We start from the raw sequence: 22,624 nt of genomic DNA, 5'->3' as shown, positions 1-22,624 counted from the left end.
CATCGGGGCGCGACAAACCGGGATCACCGGGCTGCCGACGGGCCGGAGAGGGCGCGCTCGCCATCGAGCGGGGTGCCGTGAGGGGGGAGGGGATGTGGCGGGCGCGGGGCCGACGGCCGGGACGCGCGGGGCGCTGTCGTCGCGGAACACTCACCGGAAGACGATTCGATAATTCAATACCTGAAATCGCCGGCCAATTACCTGGTCACATCGTTTTCCTGCACACTCGGATTTCCCTCCGGAGCTCCGTGATGCAGTCGTAATCATCGATGACAGGCTCAGGACATGTCAACACTCGATATTTTCCGGAGCTTCGCAGAGACGTCACCCCGAAAAGGAATCCCGCGAAACCCCCATATGGGAAGAAAGTCTGCACACCGTCACACAACTTCCCTTGAGGCCAGGTCACAGTGGTGGATCGGGTGAAGAGGGGCTCCTACTTCTGCGGCCAGACCGGATTACAGGTTTTGCGAACCGCATTTCTCGGCAGAGATGTCAGAATGGCCGCGCACCGGCCGGAACCGGAACCCCAACCAATGGGGAGCCGAGAAATGCGCGGCCTGACCGAACCTCCCCTGCGGCGATCCGTCACTCCGTGGCGACTTTCCCCTCCGCCGGCCGGATGAGCCGCTCGTCCGGGATGACCGCGACGCCGAGGATCTCGATCATCGCCTCCGGCTGCCAGAGCGCGGTGGTGCCGATGCCGGCCATCGCCGGGTAGACCGGGCCCGCGAGCTCGCGCCAGGCCTTGCCGATCTCCTTGCCGTGGGCCTGGTAGTCGGGGATGTCGGTGAGGTAGATCGTCAGGCTGACCAAGTCCTCGGGGATGCCACCGGCGGCCCGCAGCGTCGTGAGCACGTTGCCGAACGCCTGCCGGAACTGCTCGACGATGCCTCCGGGGACGATCCGCATGTCCGCGTCCAGGGCCGTCTGTCCGCCCAGGTGGAGCGTGTTGCCGCTCAGGGTGCCGTGCGAGTAGCCGCTCGGCGCGGGGAGCGAGGGCGGGTTCACCGGGATCGGAGTCGTCATTGCGGGTTCCTCCTCGGACGGGCTGATGCAGGCAGCCTAACCCATCTATTGACTGTTTTCGACGGTCGTGAAAATCTCGCTATACAGCCGACGCGGCCCGGTCACACCGACCGCCGCCCCGAGCACCGAGGGAGCACCGCCCATGAAGCTCGCCACCGTGGCCCACGAAGGCCGCACCACGGCCGCCGTCCTGGACGGCGACCGCTGGCGGGCGCTGCCGGCCGACGACCTCTCGGCGCTGCTGAGCACGACAGCCGCCCACCGCGTCGCGGACCTCGCCGGGGACGAACTGCCCGGCGCCGCCCCGGTGTTGCCCCTGCCGTCCCCGCGCAAGGTCGTCTGCTGCGGCCTCAACTACGCGGACCACATCACCGAGATGGGCCGCGAGCTGCCCGAACACCCCACGCTCTTTGCCAAGTTCGCCGACACGCTGACCGGCCCGGAGGACGACCTGCTCCTCCCGCACGGTCTCGACGTCGACTGGGAGGCGGAGCTCGCGGTGGTGGTCGGGGCCGAGCTGAGAGACGCCGACCGGGACACGGCCGGACGGGCGATCGCCGGGTACACGGTCGCGAACGACATCAGCGTGCGGGACTGGCAGAAGCGCACGCTGCAGTGGTTCCAGGGCAAGGCGTGGGACCGCACCACCCCGCTGGGCCCGGTGGTCGTCACCCCCGACGAGCTGGACCCGGTCGCGGGCGTCGAGGTGATCTGCCGGGTGAACGGCGTCGAGCGGCAGCGCGGCAACACGCGCACGCTGGTGTTCGACGCGGCCGATCTGCTCGCCTACGTCTCCACCTTCACGGTGCTGCGTCCCGGCGACCTCGTGCTCACCGGCACCCCCGGTGGCGTGGGGTCGGGCATGACCCCACCGGTCCACCTCGCCGACGGCGATCTCGTCGAGACCGAGATCCCGGGCATCGGCACCCTGCGCAACCGTCTCCGTCTCACCGACTCCAGGAGCTGATCATGGAACCCGATTTCTCCAAGTACGTCCTAGAGGGCGACAACTCCTTGTACGCCAACGAGTCCGGCCTGGTCGTACCGGTCGTGACCCGCGCGGGCCTGGAGGTCGGTGACACCGGCCAGTCCTCGGGCGCGAGCCGGATCTCCGGTGTCTCCGTCCAGCACACGCCGGCCACCAAGCTGTGGTTCGGGAAGGTGAGCAACGAGTCCGGCTATCGCTCGGTGCCGCACCACCACGGCGAGGCCGAGACCGGCGGGTACGTCCTCTCCGGCCGGGCCCGGATCTATTTCGGCGAACGCTTCGAGGACTACCTCGACCTCTCGGAGGGCGACTGGGTCTTCGTCCCGCCGTTCATGCCGCACGTCGAGTGCAATCTCGACCGCAACAACCCGCTGACCTGGATGACGACCCGCACCCCTGAGAACATCGTGGTCAACCTGGCACAGGTGGCCGACGCCGACCTGCGCGACTGGCTGGACCGGCCGTGAACGACTTCCAGAGCACCGGCGCCGACTCCCGGAGCACCCGCACCGACGTCCGGTCCGTCCCGACCTCGGCGGTCTTCACCGCCGCGCTCGCCCTGACCCCCGTCGATCCCGAGCACTTCGACCTCGCCTTCACCGCGACCACCCAGCCGTGCCCCTGGCCGAAGGCGTACGGCGGCGACATGGTGGCGCAGGCCGCCGCCGCCGCGATGCGTTCGGTCGAGGGCAAGACGCTGCACTCGATGCACTCCTACTTCCTACGCCCGGTCGACATCGGCGCGGACGTCCGCTACGAGGTGGAGCTGCTGCGCGACGGCCGCGGCTACGCCACCCGGCAGGTCCGCGGCTTCCAGAACGGCAAGCCCGTCTACACCTGCCTCGCCAACTTCGCCGCGGGCGAGCCGGGCGCCACCTTCGCCGCCGAGCCCCCGGCGAACATCCCGGATCCCACCGAACTCCCCAGTTCCGCAACGTACTTGCGCGACACCACCGCGCCCCGGGGCACGATGACGGCCACCTCCGAGGAGTACTGGAGCGGTGGCCGCAGCTTCGACATGCGGCACGTACCCGGCCCCGTCTACCTCACGGTCGAGGGCGAACGCGTACCCCAACAGGCCGTATGGGTCAGGCCGTTCGACGCGCTGCGCTCCGTCGTCGGCCTGACCGACGAGCAGCGCGACCTCGCCGCGCTCGCCTACGTCTGCGACTACACGATCCTCGAACCCGTCCTGCGGATGCTCGACCTGTCCTGGGCGCAGCCGGGAGTCGTCACCGCCAGCCTCGACCACTCGATGTGGTTCCACCGGCCGGGCCCCCTGGACGAATGGCTCCTCTACGCCCAGGAGGCCGTCGCCGCCGACTCCGGTCGCGGCCTCGCCGTCGGCCGGTTCTTCACCGCCTCCGGCACCCACCTGGCCACCGTCGCCCAGGAAGGCCTGATCCGCAGCTCTTGACTCCCACGCAGCTCCTGATCCCTGCACGGCCCGCCCCCGGCCTGCGGAAAGGAACCTCCCGATGGACCAGTTGGACCCCCTTGCTCTCTCGCCCTCCGCCTATCCGGACACCTTCGCCCGCGACCACCTCCCGCCGCGCGCCCAGTGGCCGGTCCTGGAGTTCACCACCGACGACCTCCGGTACCCCGAGCGCCTCAACGCCGGCACCGATCTCATCGACGTACCCACCGCCGCCTTCGGCCCCGACCGTCCGGCCCTGCGCACACCGGACGGCGAGGTGTGGACCTACGGCGAACTCCTGCGCCGCGCCAACCAGATCGCCCATGTCCTCACGGAGGATCTCGGCCTGGTCCCCGGCAACCGGGTACTCCTGCGCGCCCCCAACAACCCCTGGATCGTGGCGTGTTGGCTCGGCGCCCTCAAGGCGGGCGGCATCGTCGTCACCACCATGGCCGCGCTGCGGGCCCGCGAACTCACCCCGGTCGTCGAGAAGACCCGCCCGTCCGTCGCCCTCGTCGACCACCGGTTCACGGCGGACGTCGAGGCCGTACGCGACACGGTCCTGCCGGACCTCAGGATCGTGGCGTACGGCGGCGACGCGCCCGACGACCTGACGCGCCAAGTGGTGGAGAAACCAGGGGAGTTCACCGCCGTCGACACGGCCGCCGACGACGTCGCCCTCTTCGGACCCACGTCCGGCAGCACCGGTGTACCGAAGATCACCACCCACTTCCACCGCGACATCCTGTCGATCGACAACACCTTCGGCCGCCACACACTGCGGCTACGGCCCGACGACCTCGTGTCGTGCACGGCGCCCCTCGCCTTCACCTTCGGGCTCGGCATCCTCGTCGTCTGCGCCCTGCGGGCCGGTGCCTGCACGCTGCTGACGGAGGCCGTCGCGCCGGAACCGCTGGCCGAGCTGGTCGCCGAGGCGGGGGTCACCGTGCTGGCGACGGCGCCGACGGCGTACCGGCAGATCCTCAAGGCCGGGAAGGCGGACCGGCTGCACGGACTGCGGGCCGCGGTCAGCGCCGGGGAGCACATACCGGAAGAGGTGTGGCAGCAGCTGCACGAGGAGACCGGGATCAAGGTCATCGACGGTATCGGCGCCACGGAGATGATCCACATCTTCATCTCGGCCGCCGGTGACGACATCCGACCCGGGTCAACTGGCAGGCCTGTCCCCGGATATCGCGCCACCGTCCTCGACCTGGACGGCGAGGAGGTCGGCCCGGGTGTCGAGGGGCGGCTGGCCGTGATCGGCCCGGTCGGCTGCCGCTATCTCGACGACCGGCGCCAGGAGAACTACGTCGTCAACGGCTGGAACGTCACGGGCGACACCTTCGTCCGCGACGAGGACGGCTACTTCTACTACCGCACCCGCACGGACAACATGATCGTCTCCTCCGGCTACAACATCGGCGGTCCCGAGGTCGAGTCCGCGATCAACACCCACCCGGACGTCGTCGAGTCGGCGGTGGTCGCCAAGCCCGACCCCGAACGCGGCTCGGTCGTCTGCGCGTTCGTCGTCCTGGCCGAGGGGGTCGTCGGCGACGACGCCAAGGTCAAGGACATCCAGAACCACGTCAAGGCGCAGCTGGCGCCCTACAAGTACCCGCGCGCGGTGCGCTTTTGCGAGTCCCTGCCCCGCAACACCAGTGGAAAGCTCCAGCACTTCCTGCTGCGTCAGATCGTCGAGAAGGAGAACCAGGCATGAGGATCGCGATCGTGGGCGGCGGGCCGGGCGGTCTGTACCTGGCCGCGCTGATGAAGCAGCTCGACGCCGGTCATGAGATCACCGTCTGGGAGCGCAACGCGCCCGACGACACCTTCGGCTTCGGCGTGGTCTTCTCCGACGAGACCCTCGGCGGCATCGAGAACGCGGACACCGTCGTCCACGACGCGATGGAGAGCCGGTTCGCCCGCTGGACCGACATCGACATCGAGTTCGACGGCCACCCCTTCACGGTCGGCGGCCAGGGCTTCGCGGCGATGGCCCGCAAGGATCTGCTGCACATCCTCCAGGAGCGGGCAGCCGAACTCGGCGTCACCGTGCACTACCGCACGCTCGCCCCGGACGTCGACGAACTGCGCCTGTCCTACGACCTCGTGGTCGCGGCGGACGGCATCAACTCGGCGGTGCGCACCAAGTACGCCGACGCCTTCGTCCCCTCGCTCGACCAGCGGACGAACAAGTACATGTGGCTGGGCACCGACCGGGTCTTCGAGGCATTCCAATTCCTGGTCAGGCAGACCGAGTTCGGGACCATGCAGATCCACGGTTACCCCTTCTCCGACGGCGGCTCGACCTTCATCGTCGAGATGGCCGAGGACGTGTGGCGCAAGGCGGGCCTCGACTCGACGGAGGGCATCCAGTTCCCGCCCGGTATCAGCGACGAGGAGTCGGTGGCCCGGATCCGCGAGATCTTCGCCGACGAGCTCGCCGGCCACAACCTCCTTACGAACAACTCCCGTTGGCTCAACTTCACGACGGTCCGCAACGAGCGCTGGCACCACCACAACGTGGTCCTGCTCGGCGACGCCGCCCACACCGCGCACTTCTCGATCGGCTCCGGCACCAAGCTGGCCATGGAGGACGCCCTCGCTCTCGCCGCGTGTCTGCACGAACACCCCACCGTGGACGAGGCGTTGACGGCGTACGAGACCGAGCGCCGCCCGGTGGTGGAGTCCACCCAGCGCGCCGCGCAGGCCTCGCTGGAATGGTTCGAGAACATCGGCCGCTACGCCGACCAGGATCCCGCGCAGTTCTGCTTCAACCTGCTGACGCGCTCCCGCCGGATCACCTTCGACAACCTCAAGGACCGTGACCCGGGCTTCGCCGACCTGATCGAGCGCGGCTTCGCGGACGCCCAGGGCCTGGCCGAGTCCGCGCCGGCGATGTTCCAGCCGTTCAGCATCGGCGGCCTGGAACTGAAGAACCGCATCGTGGTCTCACCGATGGACATGTACTCCGCCGTCGACGGAGTGCCGGACGACTTCCATGTCGTCCACCTCGGGTCCAAGGCGCTCGGCGGCGCGGGCCTGGTGATGACCGAGATGGTGTGCGTCTCCCCCGAGGGCCGTATCACCCCCGGCTGCACGGGCCTGTGGAACGACACACAGCGCGAGGCGTGGACGCGGGTCACGTCCTTCGTCCACGACCGCAGCACGGCGAAGATCGGCCTCCAGTTGGGGCATTCGGGCCGCAAGGGCTCAACTCGCCTCATGTGGGAGGGCATTGACGAGCCCTTGCCCGAGGGCAACTGGGAGGTCGTGGGCCCGTCAGCGCTGCCCTACGGCACGGGCTGCCACCAGCCGCGTGAGATGACCCGGGCCGACATGGACGCCGTGGTCGCCGAGTTCGTGTCCGCCGCCCGCCGGGGCGCCGACGCGGGCTTCGACCTGCTGGAGGTGCACGCCGCCCACGGCTACCTCCTGTCCTCCTTCCTCTCCCCCGTCGCCAACCGCCGCACCGACGGGTACGGCGGCGACCTGACGAACCGGCTGCGCTTCCCGCTGGAGGTCTTCGACGCCGTCCGCTCCGCCTTCCCCGCCGACCGCCCGGTGACGGTACGCATCTCCGCCACCGACTGGGTCCCGGACGGGAACACGGAGCACGACGCGGTCGAGATCGCGCGGGCGTTCGTCGCGCACGGCGCGGCGGCCGTCGACGTGTCGTCCGGCCAGGTCACCAAGGACGAGAAGCCGGCGTACGGCCGCTCGTACCAGACCCCGTTCGCCGACCGCATCCGGCACGAGGTGGCCGCTCCGGCGGGCGCGGCCGTGATCGCCGTAGGAGCGATCTCGTCGTACGACGACGTCAACTCGATCCTGCTCGCCGGGCGCGCCGACCTGTGCGCGCTGGGCCGTACTCACCTGTACAACCCGCAGTGGACGCTGCAGGCAGCCGCCGAGCAGGAGTACCGCGGCCCGGGCGCGGACTGGCCGGCGCAGTTCGCGGCCGGCCGCCGCAAGCCGCCCACCTCACGGACCGACGCGGTCCGACCGCGCCTCGCGCTGCTGCGCGAGACCCCCCGGGACGCCGTGCACCTGCGGTGGACCCCGGGCAGGGCGGCGGAATGAGCGGCCCGTACGCCATGCACCGCACCCGCGTGGAGTGGATCGACACCGACGCGGCCGGGATCTACCACAACACCACCGTCGTCCGGTTCGCCGAGGCGGCGGAGGCCGAGCTGATGCGCGCGTACGACATCCCGGGGTACTTCCCGGTGGCCCCGAGGGTGCGCTACGAGGTGGAGTTCGAGGCGTCGATCCGCTTCGGCGAGGAGGTCGAGACGCGGGTCGAGCTGATCCGTCTGGGCCGGTCCTCGATGACCTTCGGATTCGAGGTGTGGCGCGGCGCCTCCGGGGACGGGCCGCGCCGTCGCGCGGCCCGGGGCAGCTATGTCACCGTGCACGTCCCCGACAAGGAGGCGGGTGGCAGCGCGCCCTGGCCTGCCGCCTGGCGCGCGGCGCTGAGCAGGACGGGCACGGCGGCCGACCTGCCCGGACCGGACGCCCGTACGACGCACTAAAATAATCCGATCATGACGGCAAGCGATCTCGTTGACGACAGCCCGGGCCAGCCCGCACCGCCGCGATCCCTGATCGTGACGGTGTACGGCCTCTACGCGCGCGAGGTCGGCGGCTGGGTCAGCGTGAGCGCGCTGATCCGACTCCTCGCCGAACTGGACGTCGACGCCCAGGCGGTCCGTTCCTCGATCTTCCGGCTCAAGCGCCGCGAGATCCTGGTGGCCGAGCGACGCGACGGCCGCGCGGGCTACGCGCTCTCGCCGTACGCCCGCTCCGTCCTGGAGACCGGTGACCGCCGAATCTTCGAGCGCCACGCGGCCACCGACGACGGCTGGGTCATAGCCGTCTTCTCCGTCCCGGAGAGCGAACGGCAGCACCGTCACCAACTCCGTTCCCGGCTGGCCTGGTTGGGCTTCGGCACGGTCTCCTCCGGAGTCTGGATCGCCCCGGCCCACGCCCTCGACGACACCCGCGACCACCTCCTCCAACACGGCCTGGACCAGTACGTCGACCTGTTCCGCGCCGACTACGTGGCCTTCGGTGACCCCGCCGAACAGGTGGGCCGCTGGTGGGACCTGGAGGCACTGCAGAAGCTCTACGACGATTTCGTCGCCGAGTTCACACCGCTGGCCGCGCGCTGGGCCGGGGCCGGCAGGGGCGCGCTGTCGGACCGGGAGGCGTTCATCGACTACGTCCATGTCCTCACGGCCTGGCGCCGGCTGCCCTACCTCGACCCAGGCCTGCCCGACACCCTTCTCCCCGCCACCTGGTCGGGCGCGACGGCCGCGGATCTCTTCGGCACCCTCCGGAACACCTTGGCGGAACCGGCCCACGAGTTCGCCGGAAGCCTGCTGACCGAGAGTTCGTGATCCGCCGACGGGCAGGGCAGCATCGTCGCGCCGTGGATGGTCACCGACGGCAGGGCGGGTGGCGACCGAGGGCGGATTGATCGGCCCGACGGACGGAGCAGCTCATCCGCAGGGGCAACCGACCGGCCGAACAGGGTTCGACAAACGGCATGACCGGTTCGGAAAACCAATCGACACACGCCTGTTGACGGGGTTCCAGCCCTCAAGCGGCCTGCCACGGGCTCCTCTGCGCGTTGCGGAGCGCCGTAGACTATACGAACTGGACGGTATTTTTACCGAGTTGGACTGCGCAGCTCATCCGCAACGAAAGGCTCCGGCCCATGGCAGGACCCAAACAGGACCGGGCGATCCGTACCCGCCGCACCATCCTTGTCGCCGCGGCCAGCGTCTTCGAGGAGCGCGGCTACCAGGCGGCCACGATCAGCGAGATCCTCACCACCGCCAACGTCACCAAGGGCGCCCTGTACTTCCACTTCAAGTCGAAGGAACAGCTCGCCGAAGGCGTCCTCGCCGGGCAGAACGACAACCTCGCCGTCCCCGACCGCCCCTGCAAGACCCAGGAGCTCGTCGACACGGCGATGCTCCACGCCTATCACCTGCAGACCGACCCCATGGTGCGGGCCGGCGCCCGGCTCGCTCTCGACCAACGGGCCGACGGCGTCGACCGCACCGGCCCGTTCCACCACTGGACCACCCTCGTCACCGACCTGCTCGACAAGGCCCGGAACCAGGGCGAACTCCTCCCCCACGTCGACCCGTTGGAGACGGCCGAGGTCCTCGTCGGCGCCTTCGCCGGCATACAGGCGATGTCACAGGCGACGACCGCCTACCAGAACCTCCCTCAGGCCACCTCCGCCCTCCTCCGTCACACCCTCCCCTCCATCGTGCACTCCTCCGTCCTCACCTCCCTCGACCTCACTCCGCTGCGCGCCCTCGCCGTCCACGCCGAGACCCGGACCGGCACGGCCTGATGCTTGGCGGCCCCTACCGGTGAGTGGGCCAGAGGGCGGCGAGCGGGAGGTCCGTGCGAGCAGGTCCGCCGCAGGGTGAGGTTCACCAGCGGACCGACGATTCGTTCCACTCTCCCGACCTCGACCGGATGTGGAAGCGCTGACGACGACGTCCTCCTTGCCGATCCCCCGGCCGGGCACGGCGGCCCAGGCTCCCTGGGAGACCGACAGGCTCCGATGAGGACTTGCGCGGAGCCCTTGCCGGATCGTGCCGCCGCTCCCTGAGAAACATGAGAATTTGTGTGATCCCCGTCCGGCTGGGCAGACGCCGCCGTTATGAACACCCTCCATCGAAGCGCGGTAGACGAGGCCACCGGACAGCACTCTGACGCGAGAGACGCGAGAGACGTAGGACAGGGCTTTGCGTCCGCGCTGCGCGGTGGTGGGCGGGTGACCGGGCTGGACGGACTGCGGACGGTCGCCGTCGTGCTGGTGATCGTCTACCACGTGGAACCGGACCTGGTGCCCGGTGGCTCGGTGGGCGTGGACGTGTTCTTCACGATCAGCGGATTCGTCATCACCCGGCTGCTGGTCACCGAGTACGCCCGCACCGGCCGTATCGGACTGTGGTCGTTCTACCGCCGGCGCTGGCTGCGGCTGATGCCGGCCCTGCTGGTGATGTGCGCGGTGACCGCCGTCCTGTCCGTGACGTTCGCGCTGCCGCTGTTCCAAGGGGCGTGGATGGCGGCGGTGTTGGCCGCCGGTTCGGTCGTCAACCTGGTCCGGGCCGGGAACACCGGGACGTACTCGGATCTCACCGCGCCGCTCAGCCACACCTGGTCCCTGGGAGTGGAGGAACAGTTCTATCTGGCCTGGCCCCTCCTCCTGCTGGCGCTGCTCCGGCACGCGAGGGCGCGTGCGGTGCTGGGGTGGGTCGCGGTGCTGTGCGTGCTGCCGGTGCTCTGGCGGACCGTGCTCTGGGATCCCTCGGCGGCACACCGCATCTACAACGGCCCCGACACCCGCGCCGACCAGCTCCTCGTCGGCGCCCTGCTGGCCCTCGTGCTGGCCCGGCTGCGCGCCGACGATCCCCGGCTGGCGCTGTTGCGCCGCTGGGCCAGGCGACTGTGCTGCCCTGCGCTCGTGCTGCTGGCGCTGATCGCCTGGCAGATCCCGATCACCGAGGTCAGCGGATGGAATCCGGTCTGGTACACGGTGGGATTCCTGGCCGCCGCCCTGCTGACGGCCTGTGTGGTGGCCGCGTTGGACCTGTGCCCCGAGGCGTGGCCCTCCCGTCTGCTGTCGCTGTCCGCCGCGGTGTGGATCGGGCGCAACCTGAGCTACGGGATGTACTTGTGGCACTACCCCGTCATCCGGTTGCTCCACGATCTCGGTGTGCGGGGCGACCTGTTGCTCCCGGCCGGCCTCGCGGCGACACTCGCCGCGGCTCTCGCCTCGTACGCCCTCGTCGAACGACCCCTGACGCGCCGCGAACGGTTCCGTGTACGGCGGCTGGAGCCGGTCGCCGTCCCGGGACACTCACCGGCGATGTGACCGGTGCCGCGCGACACCGCGCGGCACCGTCGCCGTGGTTCAGCCGCGCAGGCCGATCGCGGCGCAGGCCGTCGCGTACTTCGGGGTGCAGATGTCCTTGACGGAGTAGACGCCGTCCGTGATCACGGTGTCCTTGATGTTGTCCTTGGTGAGGGAGACGACCGGCACCAGCATCGCGGGGATCTTCTTCTCGGTGGGGCTGTCGACCGTGTCCCGGGTCAGCGCGTCGAACTGGATGTCGCGGCCCTGGACCTTGTACACCGCCATCTCCGCGGCGCGGGTGGCCTCCTCCAGGAACGGCTTGTACGCGGTCATGTACTGCACGCCGGAGACGATCCGCTGCACCGCGTCCAGGTTCGCGTCCTGGCCGGTCACCGGCGGGATCCTGGTGGCCCCCGCGTCCTTGAGCGCCTGGATGACGGCGCCCGCCAGGCCGTCGTTGGCCGCGTAGACGGCGGCGATGTTGTCGAGGCCGAGGGTCTTGATGGCGTTCTTCATGTTCGCCTCGGCGACCGCGGGCGACCACTTGGCCGTGTCGTACTCCTTGGCTATCCGGACCCTGTCCTTGAGTTCGCCGAGGGCACCTTCCTTGAACCTCGCGTAGTTCGTGTCCTCGGGGTCGCCGTTCATCATGACGATCCTGCTGGTTGCCGCCTTGCTGCCGAGCGCCTCCAGAATGGCGCGGCCCTGTACCTCGCCGACGAGTTCGTTGTCGTGCGAGACGTACGCGGCGATCGGGCCCTGGGCGAGACGGTCGTAGGCGATGACGGGGATGCCCGCGTCCTTCGCCTTCTGGACGTCCGGGGCGATGGCCTTGGCGTCCAGCGCATCGACCAGGATGACGTCGACCTGCCGGTCCACCATCTCCTGGAACTGGCGGCTCTGCTTGTCCTGGCTCGCCTCGGCGTTGGCGTAGACGACCTTGCCCTTGCCGTGGGTGAGGGCGGCGATTTCCTTCTTGATGACGGGGTGGTCGAAGTCCTCGAAGCGTGCCGTGTCCTTGTCGGGCAGGAGCAGCCCCACCGTGATGTCGTCGCCCTTCTTCGGGGATGCGGAGCTGGCGCTTCCGCCGATGCCGTCGACGACACCGCACGCGGTGAGCGCGAGGGCCGACGCCGAGGCGGTCAGGACTGCGGCGAGGCGACGCACGGGGGTGTGACACAGGACAGGAGCGCTCACGTCAGGAGCCTTCCGGGTAAAAGAGAGCGGGTAGCGGGGTGACTCTCGCGCGGCGCACCTGGTCGTGTCCTTGAGGAGCTGATTCCTCCACGACCTCCGACCGTGACCGGTGCACTTCCGCCACGCGGGCCGGGCGGTGCTCGCTGAGAGAGCGGCGGCGGCGATGACGCCGTCCCGGGTCGGTTCGGCCCTGACGAAGGCGGCTTGGGCTCCCAGGGCGGTGAGTTCGGCGGCCAGTACCTCGCCGGGCTCGGTCCGGCGGCCGGTGACGAACACCGACGCGCCCGCTCGGGCCGCGGCTCGGGCGTCGGCGCCGCCTCGGGCCGCGTCGGTGTAGGTCGCGGCCCCAGCGCGGATGCTCATGCCCATCAGGTGCGGGGTGAGCAGTACGCCGGGGTGGTCGAAGAGCGGGTGGTGGGCGGGCGGTTCGGGGTCCTAGAGGTCCGGGCCGACGCCGGAGAGCCGGCCGGCGAGGAGCGCGTCCCGTACGGCGTCGAGGCCCACCAGTCCGCCGCGACCGCAGTTCACCAGCACCGCCCCCGGTTTTACCGCCGCGAGGAACCGGTGGTCCACCAGGTGGCGGGCGGTGTCCGAGGGCGGCACGTGCAGGGTGATGACGTCGCTGTGCGCGACGAGTTCGGTCAGATCGGGGCAGTCGACAGCGTCCGGGGGCGTGGCGAACGGTCGTGGGCCAGCACCCGCATCCCGGAGGCCTCGGCGAGTACGCCGACCCGGCGCCCGACGCGGTCGTAGCCGATGATCCCGATGCGCGCGCCGGACAGGTCGCCGACCGGGATCTCCGCGCGCCGTGCCCACTGGCCCTCCCGGACCGGGCGGTTCAGTGGTCCGAAGCGTTTGACCAGGTGCAGTGCCATGCCGAGGACGCCGTCGGCGACGGCCTGGGAGCCGCTGCCCGGGGTGACGACCACCGCCATGCCGCGCGCGGTCGCCTCGGCCACGTCCACCAGGTCGACGCCGACGCCGACGCCGGTGCGGGCAAGGACACGGCAGTTGGGCATCCGGTCCAGGGCGTCCCGGTCGACCACGGCGTCGGCACGGACGATCGCGCCGACGGCCGCGGCCAGGTCGTCCGGCCCCGGGTGGGGCACGAAGGCGGCCTGTCCCCACGGTGGCCCCCGCACCAGCGCGGGGTCGACGCTGCCGAGGGCGACGACGGTGGGATCAGGCATGGGTCGCCTCGGTGTGCGGTGCGCGTCCTTAGGCGGCGTCGGGGAGGGTGCTGACGGGGTGCCAGCGTCCGTCCTCGGCCGAGGCGGCGACGGCGGCGAGCACCTCGGCGTCCTGGTGGGCGTCGCGGATGGTCGCGTTGCGCTGTTCGCCGCCGGCCCGCGCGGTGAGGAACTTCTCGGCATCGACCACCTTGAGGTCGTCGAAGCCCATGCTGTTGGCCGGTCCGGGCTGGAAGCGCGCGTAGTCGCCCATGGAGGCGTTGGCGAGAACCGTGGTGTAGCCGACGTCGGGGCCGCCGCGGCCGGGGCAGAGCCTCAGTTCGTTGAGCTGCTCGAAGTTCCAGGACGCGGAGCCGTCGGTGCCGTAGACCTCGATGGTGAGTCCGCACTGCGGGCCGACGATGACGCGGGGCGCCTCCAGGGTGCCGACCCCGCCGGTGGTGTGCGGGCCGTCGGCGAAGCGGACCATTGCGGAGACNGCACGCACTTCGCCGTCCTCGATGACGGCGAAGTGCGTGCCGGAACCCATGGGCAGGACGGGCCGCTCGGTGTCCACGGTGGAGAGCAGCGAGCTGGCCTCGCGGATCGGTCCGACGACGTACTGGACGGGGTCGGCGATCAGTTCAGCGATCACAACCGGCGAAAGCCCGGTGATCCGGCACTCCGCCACGATCAACTCGCGCGCCCCAGCCCCCATCAGGCACAACTCAACGAGCCGCCCGGGCACGAGGCCACGGCCAACCGTCCACGAGGTCGTGAGCGCTGTCCCGTTGCCTTGGCCTCTTGCAAATGACGCTGCGGGGCTTTTTCTTCCACGGGCGCGGTGGCGGCTCTGGAGATGCCGTCCGCCGGCCACACGCGAGCCCTCCGGGTGCTCTCGCCGAGGCTCGAAGAAGCCCGCGGCAGCAGCCCGGTCGTCAGGCGTCGAGCGCGTCGATCAGTGCCTTGGTGACGTCCTCCGTCGTGGCCGTACCGCCGACATCCCGGGTGAGAACGCCCGCGGCGGTCGTGGCTTCGATCGCCTTGTTCAGGCGGGCCGCCTGATCGGGCAGGCCGAAGTGCTCCAGCATCAGCGCGGCGCTGCCGACCGCGCCGATCGGGTTGGCCAGGCCCTGGCCCGCAATGTCCGGGGCGGAGCCGTGGACCGGTTCGAACATGCTGGGGAAGCGGCGCTCGGGGTTGAGGTTGGCGCTGGCCGCCAGGCCCAGGCTGCCGGCCAGGGCGCTGCCGAGGTCGGAGAGGATGTCCGCGTTGAGGTTGGAGGCGACGACGACCGAGAGGTCCTCGGGACGCAGGACGAACTTGGCGGACATCGCGTCCACGAGCACGCTCTCGGTCTCGACATCCGGGTAGTCGGCGGCGACGCGCTTGAAGACGTCGTCCCACAGGACCATGCCGTACTGCTGGGCGTTGCTCTTGGTCACGGAGGAGACCTTCTTGTGCGCCCTGGTGCGGGCCAGGTCGAAGGCGAACCTCATGATCCGCTCGCAGCCCACCTCGGTGAACAGGGCGGACTGGACAGCGACTTCACCACCAGGTCCGCGGGCGGAGAGGTTGCGGCCGCCGAGGCCCGCGTACTCGCCCTCGCTGTTCTCCCGGACGACGACCCAGTCGAGCTCCGTGTCGTCGGCCTTGCGCAGGGGGCTCTGGACGCCGGGGAGGAAGTGCACGGGACGGACGTTGGCCCACTGGTCGAAGTTCTGGCAGATCTTCAGGCGCAGGCCCCAGAGGCTGATGTGGTCGGGGACGTTCGGCCAGCCGACGGCGCCAAAGTAGATGGCGTCGAAGTCCTTGAGCTGGTCGAGGCCGTCGTCGTCCATCATCGTGCCGGTGCGCTCGTAGAAGTCGCAGCCCCAGGGGAATTCCCGCCACTCGAAGGCGAAGGCCCCGTCGGAGTCGGCGGCCAGCGCGTCCAGGACGGCTCGGCCGGCGGCGACGACCTCCTTGCCCACCCCGTCGGCGGGAATGGCGGCGATGCGGAATGTGCGGGGTGCGGCTGTCATGGGTGCCTCCGGCTCGCTGTCGTGTGGTCGGTTCGAGTCAACACACCGACGTCACAACGCGTCCAAGACCTGCTTTCGATACGACGTATAGGCGCAACCGATCGGTCGTACGTCAGGTGGCTCGTGCCCGTCGCTGGGCAAGGGATTTGGTGAGGGCGAGGAACGCCTGTGCGGCCGGCGTGAGGTGGGCGGGCAGGCTCACCATCGCCACGTGGAGATGGGCGGTGGGCTCGATGGGTGCGACCACGGCACCGCAACGACGGGCCAGCCGGGTCCAGGAGGAGGGCAGGACCGTGACTCCCACCCCGGTGAGGACCAACGGCAGGATCGAGGTGCGGTGGTCGACGATCGTCACGATCTGGGCGTCGGCGCTGCCCGCGGTGATGTCGTCCGCGATGCTGCGCATCAGGCTGCCGGTACGGGAGGCGATGAGCTTGTGGCCGGCGAGATCCTCGGGCCGGATCGTGACGTCGTCCTCGATCGTCCCGCCGGGGGCGGCCACGACGACGAACGGCTGGTCCTCGACGTGCAGGACGTCCAGCCCTGACGGGTGCACGGGCGCGGCGCTGCCCAGCAGGCCCAGTTCGCAGGCGCCGCTCCGGACGAGGGAGACGACCTCGTCGGGGGTGAAGGCGGCCTGGGTGCCCACGGTCACCGACGGGTGCAGCTCGGTGAATCGGTGGATGAGGGTGGTGAGTGGTTCGATGCCGGGCGAGGGCATGGTGGCGATCTCGACGGTGCCACCATGCAGCCCGGCGAGTCCGGCCGCGGTGTCTCGTACGGCGGCCAGGTCCCGCAGCACGCGCCGGCTCGGCTCCAGCAGTTCCGCTCCGGCCTCACTCAGGACGACACCCCGTCCCACCCGGTGGAAGAGGGCCACCCCGAGGTCGGCCTCCAGGTTCGACATCGCCTGGGACAGCGACGGCTGGGCCACGTGCAGGGCGGCTGCGGCCCTGCTGAAACCGCCGTGCTCGACGATGGCAAGGAAGTACTCCAGTTGCCGGGCGTCCACGATGTCTCCCCGCTCTGTGCTGGTACGACAGGCGGAGCGAGCCTAACTGCCGGCTCCCGTTCCTCGACGCCCTATCCAGCGGTCGGCGAGGGTCCGCCCGCACTGGGTGAGCAGTCGCGCCGACAGGGCGCTGTCGTTCGCGCAGTCCTCGTCTGTCAGGTCCGTCAGTGCCTGGACGGAGCGGAAGTAGGCGGCGGTTCTGTCGGCCGGCAGGGTGCAGCGGCCGGCTACCGCATGCACCACTGTGCCCTGCCGGTGGGCCCGCCGGGCGAGCGCGACCGGTAGCTTGCCCGACAGGGACTGCTCGTCGAGGCTGCCTTCGCCGGTGACGACGAAGTCGCTCGCGGCCAGCAGTTCGTCGGCGCCGAGCAGGGTGAGGAAGTAGTCGGCTCCTGATCGCACTCTCCCGTCCAGCAGCATCCCGGCATGCCCGAGGCCTCCGGCCGCCCCGGCACCGGGAGCGTCGGCAAGACGTGTGGCCTCTGCGGCGCCCGCTGCCTCCAGTCGCCGTACGAAACCGGCGAGCGCGTCCTCCAGTTCCCGCACCTCACTCGGCCTCGCGCCTTTCTGTGGGCCGTAGACGGCGGCCGCGCCCCTCGGCCCGAGCAGCGGGTTGTCCACGTCGGTGGCGAGGACGAGGTCGACCCCGGCCAGCGCGGCGCGGGCTTCCGTCAGGTCGACCGTGTGGAGATCGGCGAGTCCTCCGCCGCCCGGACCGATCGGCGTGCCGTCCTCCCGAGCCAGCGTCGCCCCGAGGGATTGCAGCAGGCCCGCTCCGCCGTCGGTGGTGGCGACTCCGCCCAGGGCGAGGACGATGGTGTCCGCACCGCCCGCCAGCGCGTACCGGACGGCCTGGCCGATACCCCAACTGGTGGCGGTGAGCGGCGCCTTGCGCCCGGTCGGCAGAACGCCGAGTCCGCAGATGGCAGCCGCCTCGATGAGGACGGTACGGCCGTGCACCGCGACCTCGGCCGTGACCGGCCGGCCGGTCGGCCCGGTCACCGTGATCTTCTCGGGGCTGAACCGGCCCGCGCAGGCGGCGGCCACACTTCCCTCACCGCCGTCCGCCAGCGCGAGCCGGTCGACCCGGACCCGGGGGACGGCTGCCAGCAGCCCGCGTTCCAGCGCGCGGGCGACTTCGTCGGCACTGAGGGAACCCTTGAACTTGTCCGGGGCGATCAGTACGGACGCCACCATCAGGACGTGACCTCGGCCGCCTGCGGGGCAGGGAACGACGCAACCGGAGGGGCGTTTCCCGCCTGGGGTGCCGGCGGCGCCTCGCCCGCTTTGCCGGCCAGCACTGCCCGAGCCCGTTCCAGGTCCAGGCCGTCCTCCCACTTGGCGACGAACAGGGTGGCTACGGCGTTGCCGAAGAAGTTCACCAAGGCCCGGCACTCCGACATGAACTTGTCGATGCCGAAGATGAGCATGATGCCCGCGGCCGGGACGGAGCCGACCGTCGAAAGCGTCGCGGTGAGGGCGATGAACCCGCCGCCCGCGACGCCCGCGGCGCCCTTGGACGTCAGCAACATGACGGCCAGCAGACCGAGTTGCTGCCCCAGGGAGAGGGATGTGTCGGTGGCCTGGGCGATGTACAGGGTGGCCAGCGAGAGGTAGATCGCCGCGCCGTCGAGGTTGAAGCTGTAGCCGGTCGGCACGACCAGGCCGACCGTGGACCGCTCCGCGCCCATGAACTGGAGCTTGCGCATCAGTCCGGGCAACGCGGGCTCAGCGGTCGAGGTGCCGAGGATCAGCCAGAACTCCTCCTTGAAGTAGCGGAAGAGCTGGAAGATGTTCAGCCGCACGTACAGGGCGAGCACCGCGCCGAGTACGACCACGACGAACAGGGCGGAGGTGACGTAGAAGAGGACGATCAGCGATCCGAGGCTGGTCAGCGTGGACAGGCCGAACTTTCCGATGGCGTACGACATCGCGCCGAAAGCACCCAGCGGCGCTGCCTTCATGACGAAGGACAGCACCTTGAAGACGACGTCGGTCAGCCGACCCACGGCCGCGATGATCGGCTCGCCCGTGGTGCCGACCATCTTGACGGCGATGCCGAAGACGACGGCCAGGAAGATGACCTGGAGAATGTTGCCCTCGACGAACGGGCCGAAGAAGCTGTTCGGCACGATGTTGGTGAGGAACTCCCACCAGTGCTGGTGCTCGCCCTGCGAGATGTACTGGCTCGCGTCGCCCGACGTCTTCAATGTCGACGGATCGGCGTGCACGCCGTCGCCGAGCCGGAAGACGTTGATCGCCACCAGGCCCGTCAGAAGGGCGACGATCGTGCCGATCTGGAAGTAGGCCAGCGCTTTGATCCCGGTGCGGCCGACCTTCTTCAGGTCCGCGACGCCGGCGATGCCGCCGATGATCGTCAGGAAGACGATCGGGCCGATCAGCATCTTCATCGCGGTGATGAACGTCGTGCCGATCGGCTCCATGTCGGTGGCCAGATCCGGCCAGCGCCAACCCAGCACGATGCCGATCACGATCGCCACCAGCACCTGGACGTACAACTGCCGGTACCACGGCTTCGCCGCGATACGCGCGGCCTGTTCGACTCGTCCGTGGCTTGGGGTATGCGTCATTGCAGCCTCCCTGATCGCGCGACACCGAGCCCGATCGGTCCGCGCCAGCTCTGCGCCACAGTGAACCGGGCCACACATCAGGGGTCCACGACCAAAAATCGATGCCCCGTATAGGCCGGACCTATCAGTAGCCGCACAGGCCTGAGGGCCACGCACCGGCGAACCGGGCAGCCGGCCCTCGACCGCTCGAGCGGGGCCGGCCGCCCGGGCTCTGTCTCCGCGATCCACGCACGTGCGCTACCGCGTCGCCTCCCGCGGGCCTCGCGGAGACAGAGCCCGAATCTGGCGCGGAAGAGGCGGGCGAAGTGGGCCTGGCCGGAGAACCCCCACCGGTACGCGACATCGGCGATCCTGGTCTCCCGCGCACCGGGCCCGATGAGTTGCCGCTGCGCCATGACCAGGCGTCGTTCCGCGATGTGCCGTGCCGGAGACCTGTCAGTGCACGGCGCGGGAACACGTCGGCGCCAGCTGACACGGCATCATCGCCGTCGACGGCGATGGAGTGGACTGGAAAGACGCTCGTGAAGAGGTCCGCTCTGAGGACGTCCTGGACATTCCGCAGCGCAGGTCCGGCCCTCAAGTTGAGGCCTACCGTGGGGCCGCCCATCGGGCTTCTTCCCTTGAAAGCAACGGCTACCGCCGTGCGTCAGCCTGATCCGCTCCGGTAGAAACCGTGGGTCGGAGGAGGTTGGCGGGTCGAGGTTCCGGCGGGTGAAAGTGCTCACCTGCTCGCGCCTACGGCCCCGAGTCTCACCGGCCTGGCACGTCCCATCGGGCGGTGCCAGGATGCTGTTCCGTCTCCTCGGGGAAGACGATGCCGCACTGCCGGCGGATCTCGTCCATCACTTGGAGCGTGATGACCGAGTCGTCCAGCGTGCGCAGCGGGGACTGGACCCGGCCGGAGCTGACGCACCGGGCTGCCTCCGCGGCCTCGAAGTGCAGAGCGTGGTGCGCGACGCGTGGCTCGGTGTACGTCAGTTGCCTGCCGTTTCCCGCCAGAGTCAGCACGATGTCACCGGGCTGGTAGAAGGGACCGGGCAGGCTCAGGGTGGCGCGAGTGCCGGCGATCGTGGCCGTGGTGGGGGTGTCGCTGAGGAGGGTGGTGTGGATGATTCCCTGGTTGCCGTCGGCGTCGCTGAGGAGAGCGGAGGTCTGGCCGTTGACGCCCGCGGGGTGCGGCTGCGCGGTGGCCAGCACGTCGGCCGGGGCACCGAGTATCCAGGTGGCGAGGGACAGCGGGTAGGTGCCGAGGTCCAAGAGGGGGCCGCCGGCCAGGTCGGGGCGGAGGATGCGGTGGTCGGCGGTGAAGCGTTCACCGTGCTCGGCCAGCACGGTGCGGATGTCGCCGAGGACGCCGGAGTCGAGGATCTGCCGGACGACGTCGAACTTGGGAAGGAAGAAGGTCCACAGGGCCTCGGCGCAGAACAGGCCGCGGTCCGTGGCGAGTTGGGTGATCTCAGCGGCCTGGGCGGCGTTCAGGCCGAGCGGCTTCTCCACCAGCGTGTGTTTGCCGGCCTCCAGGGCGATCCGGGCGCAGTCGAGGTGGTCGGTGTGTCCGGTGGCGACGTAGACGACATCCACGTCCGTGGCCGCGGTCAGTTCCTCGTAGGAGCCGTACGCGTGCGGGATGTCGTGGCGGTCGGCGAAGTGCTTGGCGCGGGCGACGTCGCGGGAGGCGACCCCAGTGAAACGCTGGCGGGTTTGGCGCTGAACGGAGCGTACGAAACGTTCGGCGATCCAGCCGGTGCCCAGGACGCCCCAGCGCAGTGCGGGAGCCTCCATCGGGTCCGGAGTCCGCGCGGCGGGAAGAGCGGTGGGGAAGGCGGACATACTCAGACCTCCGGGACCTCTACGGCGACGGTCCGGCCTCTGTTCTTCATGGATGCGATGGCGGCCTCGGCCACCGCGCTCGCCGTCAGGCCGTCGTGGGCCGTGGCCAGCGGTGGGTGGCTCCCGGTGGCGACCGCGTCGATCCACGCCTGGAGTTCGAGGCGATAGGCGTCGGCGAACCGGGGGCGCCAGTCGGCCGGGTAGCCCAGAGAGCGGGCCCGGGCCGAGTCGGTGACCAGCCGGGCGGGATTGGTGAGGGCCACCGTGCCGTGCTCGCCAGTCACTTCGCAGCGGATGTCATAGCCGTATCCGGCGTTGAGGAACACCTCGACGGTGGTCAACACGCCGTCGGCCGTGCGCAGCAGTATCAGTTGCGGATCCCGCAGACCGGTGATCGCCGCCGTGGAGCGGGGCGCGTGCCAACTGACCTCGCTGATCGGAGAGTTGAGCAGCCAGGGCACGGTGTCGAATTCGTGGATGGCCGACCCGGTGATGCTGGACTCGTCAGTGGCTCCGGGGGCCGAGGAGACTCCCCGGCTGACACAGTGCAGCAGCAGGGGTGCCCCGCAGACACCGGCGGTCAGCGCCGCCTTCAGCTCCACGTACGCGGGGTCGAAGCGGCGCATGAAGCCGAGCGAGATGAGCCGTTCGCCGGCCTGCCGCTCCTCACGTACGACACGGACACATTCACTCAGGGTGGGGGCGAGGGGTTTTTCGCACAGCACGGGCTTTCCTGCCCGTACTGCCGCGACGGACAGGTCGGCGTGGGTGCTGTCGTGCGAGGCGAGCACGACGGCGTCGACCGCCGGGTCGGCCATCAGGGCGTACGGATCACCGGTGGCGCGGGCGTCGGGCAGGGCACCGGCGACAGAGGCGGCCCGCTCCTCGTCGATGTCGGCGACCATGGTGACCACGGCCCCGGAGACATGACGGTGCAAGGTGTTCACGTGGTCGGCGCCCATGTTGCCCGCACCGATCACTCCTATTCGTACGGTGCTCATGCCGGCCTCACCCATGCTCCCCGCGGGGTACCTGCGGCGGCCGACCGCAGGAAGCCGTACGCCTCGGTCGCCCTCACGTTGTCGGACAGCACGTCGTCACACCTTTCTGTCGATCGAGGTGGTGCAGGCCTCGCAGAGTTTCGCGGTCACTTCGGCCTCCGTCGGCATCGCCTCGGATCAGGCACCCTGGGTTCGACGGGCCCGCGGGCGGCCCGTGGACGCCCACCGGACAGACGTAGGAAACTGACGCGTTGTCCCTTGTCAGGAAACTGCTTCACCAGTGGTTGCCACCGGGGTCTTGAGAGCCTTCTCGTCGGGGAGTTCCTCGACGTCGACGCCGCGGACCTGGGACAACTCGTGCTTGAGCGCGGCGAGTTCGGTACCGCCCGCCATGTGGTTGGTCAGCTCCTCCAGGGTGATCTCGCTGCGCTCGGCGGAGAGTTCCATGGTGCCCAGGCGCAGGACGCTGAAGTGG

19 protein-coding genes and 2 pseudogenes are annotated in these 22,624 nt (G+C 69.9%); 9 read left to right on the top strand and 12 right to left on the bottom strand.

Annotated elements, in window-relative coordinates; translation table 11 throughout:
* Nucleotides 1-588: 588 nt before the first annotated feature.
* On the bottom strand, nt 589-1,029 hold the full coding sequence (locus tag JHN45_RS43250; protein WP_201054821.1) for a RidA family protein: 441 nt from the start codon (nt 1,027-1,029) through the stop codon (nt 589-591).
* 142 nt (nt 1,030-1,171) lie between these two features.
* Between JHN45_RS43250 and JHN45_RS43245 the strand changes: the two genes are divergently transcribed.
* From JHN45_RS43245 to JHN45_RS43205, 9 genes are all read left to right on the top strand, one after another.
* Nucleotides 1,172-1,996, top strand: a complete 825-nt coding sequence (locus tag JHN45_RS43245) for a fumarylacetoacetate hydrolase family protein (protein ID WP_201054820.1) — start codon at nt 1,172-1,174, stop codon at nt 1,994-1,996.
* Between the two features lie 2 nt (nt 1,997-1,998).
* Nucleotides 1,999-2,484 (top strand): cupin domain-containing protein, encoded by a 486-nt coding sequence (locus tag JHN45_RS43240; RefSeq protein WP_201054819.1) that lies wholly within the window; start codon nt 1,999-2,001, stop codon nt 2,482-2,484.
* The gene (locus tag JHN45_RS43235) at nt 2,481-3,434 is read left to right on the top strand and encodes an acyl-CoA thioesterase II (protein ID WP_201054818.1); all 954 of its coding nucleotides are present in this window, start codon (nt 2,481-2,483) and stop codon (nt 3,432-3,434) included. Before JHN45_RS43240 ends, JHN45_RS43235 begins: the two co-directional genes overlap by 4 nt.
* 61 nt (nt 3,435-3,495) lie before the next feature.
* Nucleotides 3,496-5,154, top strand: coding sequence for an AMP-binding protein (locus JHN45_RS43230; protein WP_201054817.1), 1,659 nt, complete (start codon nt 3,496-3,498; stop codon nt 5,152-5,154).
* On the top strand, nt 5,151-7,520 hold the full coding sequence (locus JHN45_RS43225; protein WP_201054816.1) for a bifunctional salicylyl-CoA 5-hydroxylase/oxidoreductase: 2,370 nt from the start codon (nt 5,151-5,153) through the stop codon (nt 7,518-7,520). The genes JHN45_RS43230 and JHN45_RS43225 overlap by 4 nt, the downstream gene beginning before the upstream one ends.
* On the top strand, nt 7,517-7,972 hold the full coding sequence (locus JHN45_RS43220; RefSeq protein ID WP_201054815.1) for a thioesterase family protein: 456 nt from the start codon (nt 7,517-7,519) through the stop codon (nt 7,970-7,972). The genes JHN45_RS43225 and JHN45_RS43220 overlap by 4 nt, the downstream gene beginning before the upstream one ends.
* Nucleotides 7,973-7,984: 12 nt before the next feature.
* A complete protein-coding gene (locus tag JHN45_RS43215) occupies nt 7,985-8,839 on the top strand; it encodes a PaaX family transcriptional regulator C-terminal domain-containing protein (RefSeq protein ID WP_201054814.1) in 855 nt (284 codons plus the stop codon).
* A 320-nt stretch (nt 8,840-9,159) separates the two neighbouring features.
* Entirely contained in the window at nt 9,160-9,810 is a 651-nt protein-coding gene (locus JHN45_RS43210) for a ScbR family autoregulator-binding transcription factor (protein ID WP_201054813.1), read from the top strand.
* Between the two features lie 429 nt (nt 9,811-10,239).
* Nucleotides 10,240-11,343 (top strand): acyltransferase, encoded by a 1,104-nt coding sequence (locus JHN45_RS43205; protein ID WP_201054812.1) that lies wholly within the window; start codon nt 10,240-10,242, stop codon nt 11,341-11,343.
* Between the two features lie 39 nt (nt 11,344-11,382).
* Here the strand turns inward: JHN45_RS43205 and JHN45_RS43200 are convergent, their stop codons facing one another.
* The 11 genes and pseudogenes from JHN45_RS43200 to JHN45_RS43150 all read right to left on the bottom strand — a co-directional run.
* On the bottom strand, nt 11,383-12,492 hold the full coding sequence (locus tag JHN45_RS43200) for a sugar ABC transporter substrate-binding protein (RefSeq protein WP_201054824.1): 1,110 nt from the start codon (nt 12,490-12,492) through the stop codon (nt 11,383-11,385).
* 465 nt (nt 12,493-12,957) lie between these two features.
* The gene (locus tag JHN45_RS54235) at nt 12,958-13,125 is read right to left on the bottom strand and encodes an NAD(P)-dependent oxidoreductase (RefSeq protein ID WP_307783352.1); all 168 of its coding nucleotides are present in this window, start codon (nt 13,123-13,125) and stop codon (nt 12,958-12,960) included.
* Between the two features lie 38 nt (nt 13,126-13,163).
* Nucleotides 13,164-13,712, bottom strand: a complete 549-nt coding sequence (locus JHN45_RS54230) for an NAD(P)-dependent oxidoreductase (protein WP_268982465.1) — start codon at nt 13,710-13,712, stop codon at nt 13,164-13,166.
* Between the two features lie 917 nt (nt 13,713-14,629).
* On the bottom strand, nt 14,630-15,715 hold the full coding sequence (locus tag JHN45_RS43185; RefSeq protein WP_201054810.1) for a tartrate dehydrogenase: 1,086 nt from the start codon (nt 15,713-15,715) through the stop codon (nt 14,630-14,632).
* Between the two features lie 112 nt (nt 15,716-15,827).
* Nucleotides 15,828-16,727 carry a LysR family transcriptional regulator gene (locus JHN45_RS43180; RefSeq protein WP_201054809.1) on the bottom strand — a complete coding sequence of 300 codons (900 nt, stop codon included), beginning with the start codon at nt 16,725-16,727 and terminating at the stop codon, nt 15,828-15,830.
* Between the two features lie 42 nt (nt 16,728-16,769).
* Nucleotides 16,770-17,924, bottom strand: coding sequence for a glycerate kinase (locus JHN45_RS43175; RefSeq protein ID WP_236584733.1), 1,155 nt, complete (start codon nt 17,922-17,924; stop codon nt 16,770-16,772).
* Complete coding sequence (dctA, locus tag JHN45_RS43170) at nt 17,924-19,318, bottom strand: C4-dicarboxylate transporter DctA (RefSeq protein ID WP_201054808.1); 1,395 nt, start codon at nt 19,316-19,318, stop codon at nt 17,924-17,926. Before dctA ends, JHN45_RS43175 begins: the two co-directional genes overlap by 1 nt.
* A gap of 77 nt (nt 19,319-19,395) precedes the next feature.
* A pseudogene (locus JHN45_RS43165) lies at nt 19,396-19,746 on the bottom strand (helix-turn-helix domain-containing protein); the annotation flags it as partial.
* A gap of 322 nt (nt 19,747-20,068) precedes the next feature.
* Nucleotides 20,069-21,148, bottom strand: coding sequence for a Gfo/Idh/MocA family protein (locus tag JHN45_RS43160; protein WP_201054807.1), 1,080 nt, complete (start codon nt 21,146-21,148; stop codon nt 20,069-20,071).
* A gap of 2 nt (nt 21,149-21,150) precedes the next feature.
* On the bottom strand, nt 21,151-22,149 hold the full coding sequence (locus JHN45_RS43155) for a Gfo/Idh/MocA family oxidoreductase (RefSeq protein WP_201054806.1): 999 nt from the start codon (nt 22,147-22,149) through the stop codon (nt 21,151-21,153).
* 261 nt (nt 22,150-22,410) lie between these two features.
* Nucleotides 22,411-22,624 (bottom strand): annotated as a pseudogene (locus JHN45_RS43150) (sugar ABC transporter ATP-binding protein); the annotation flags it as partial.

The sequence above is a fragment of the Streptomyces sp. MBT53 genome (genome assembly GCF_016654115.1).
Lineage (GTDB): Bacteria > Actinomycetota > Actinomycetes > Streptomycetales > Streptomycetaceae > Streptomyces.
This window is presented reverse-complemented; position numbering and strand designations above follow the sequence as displayed.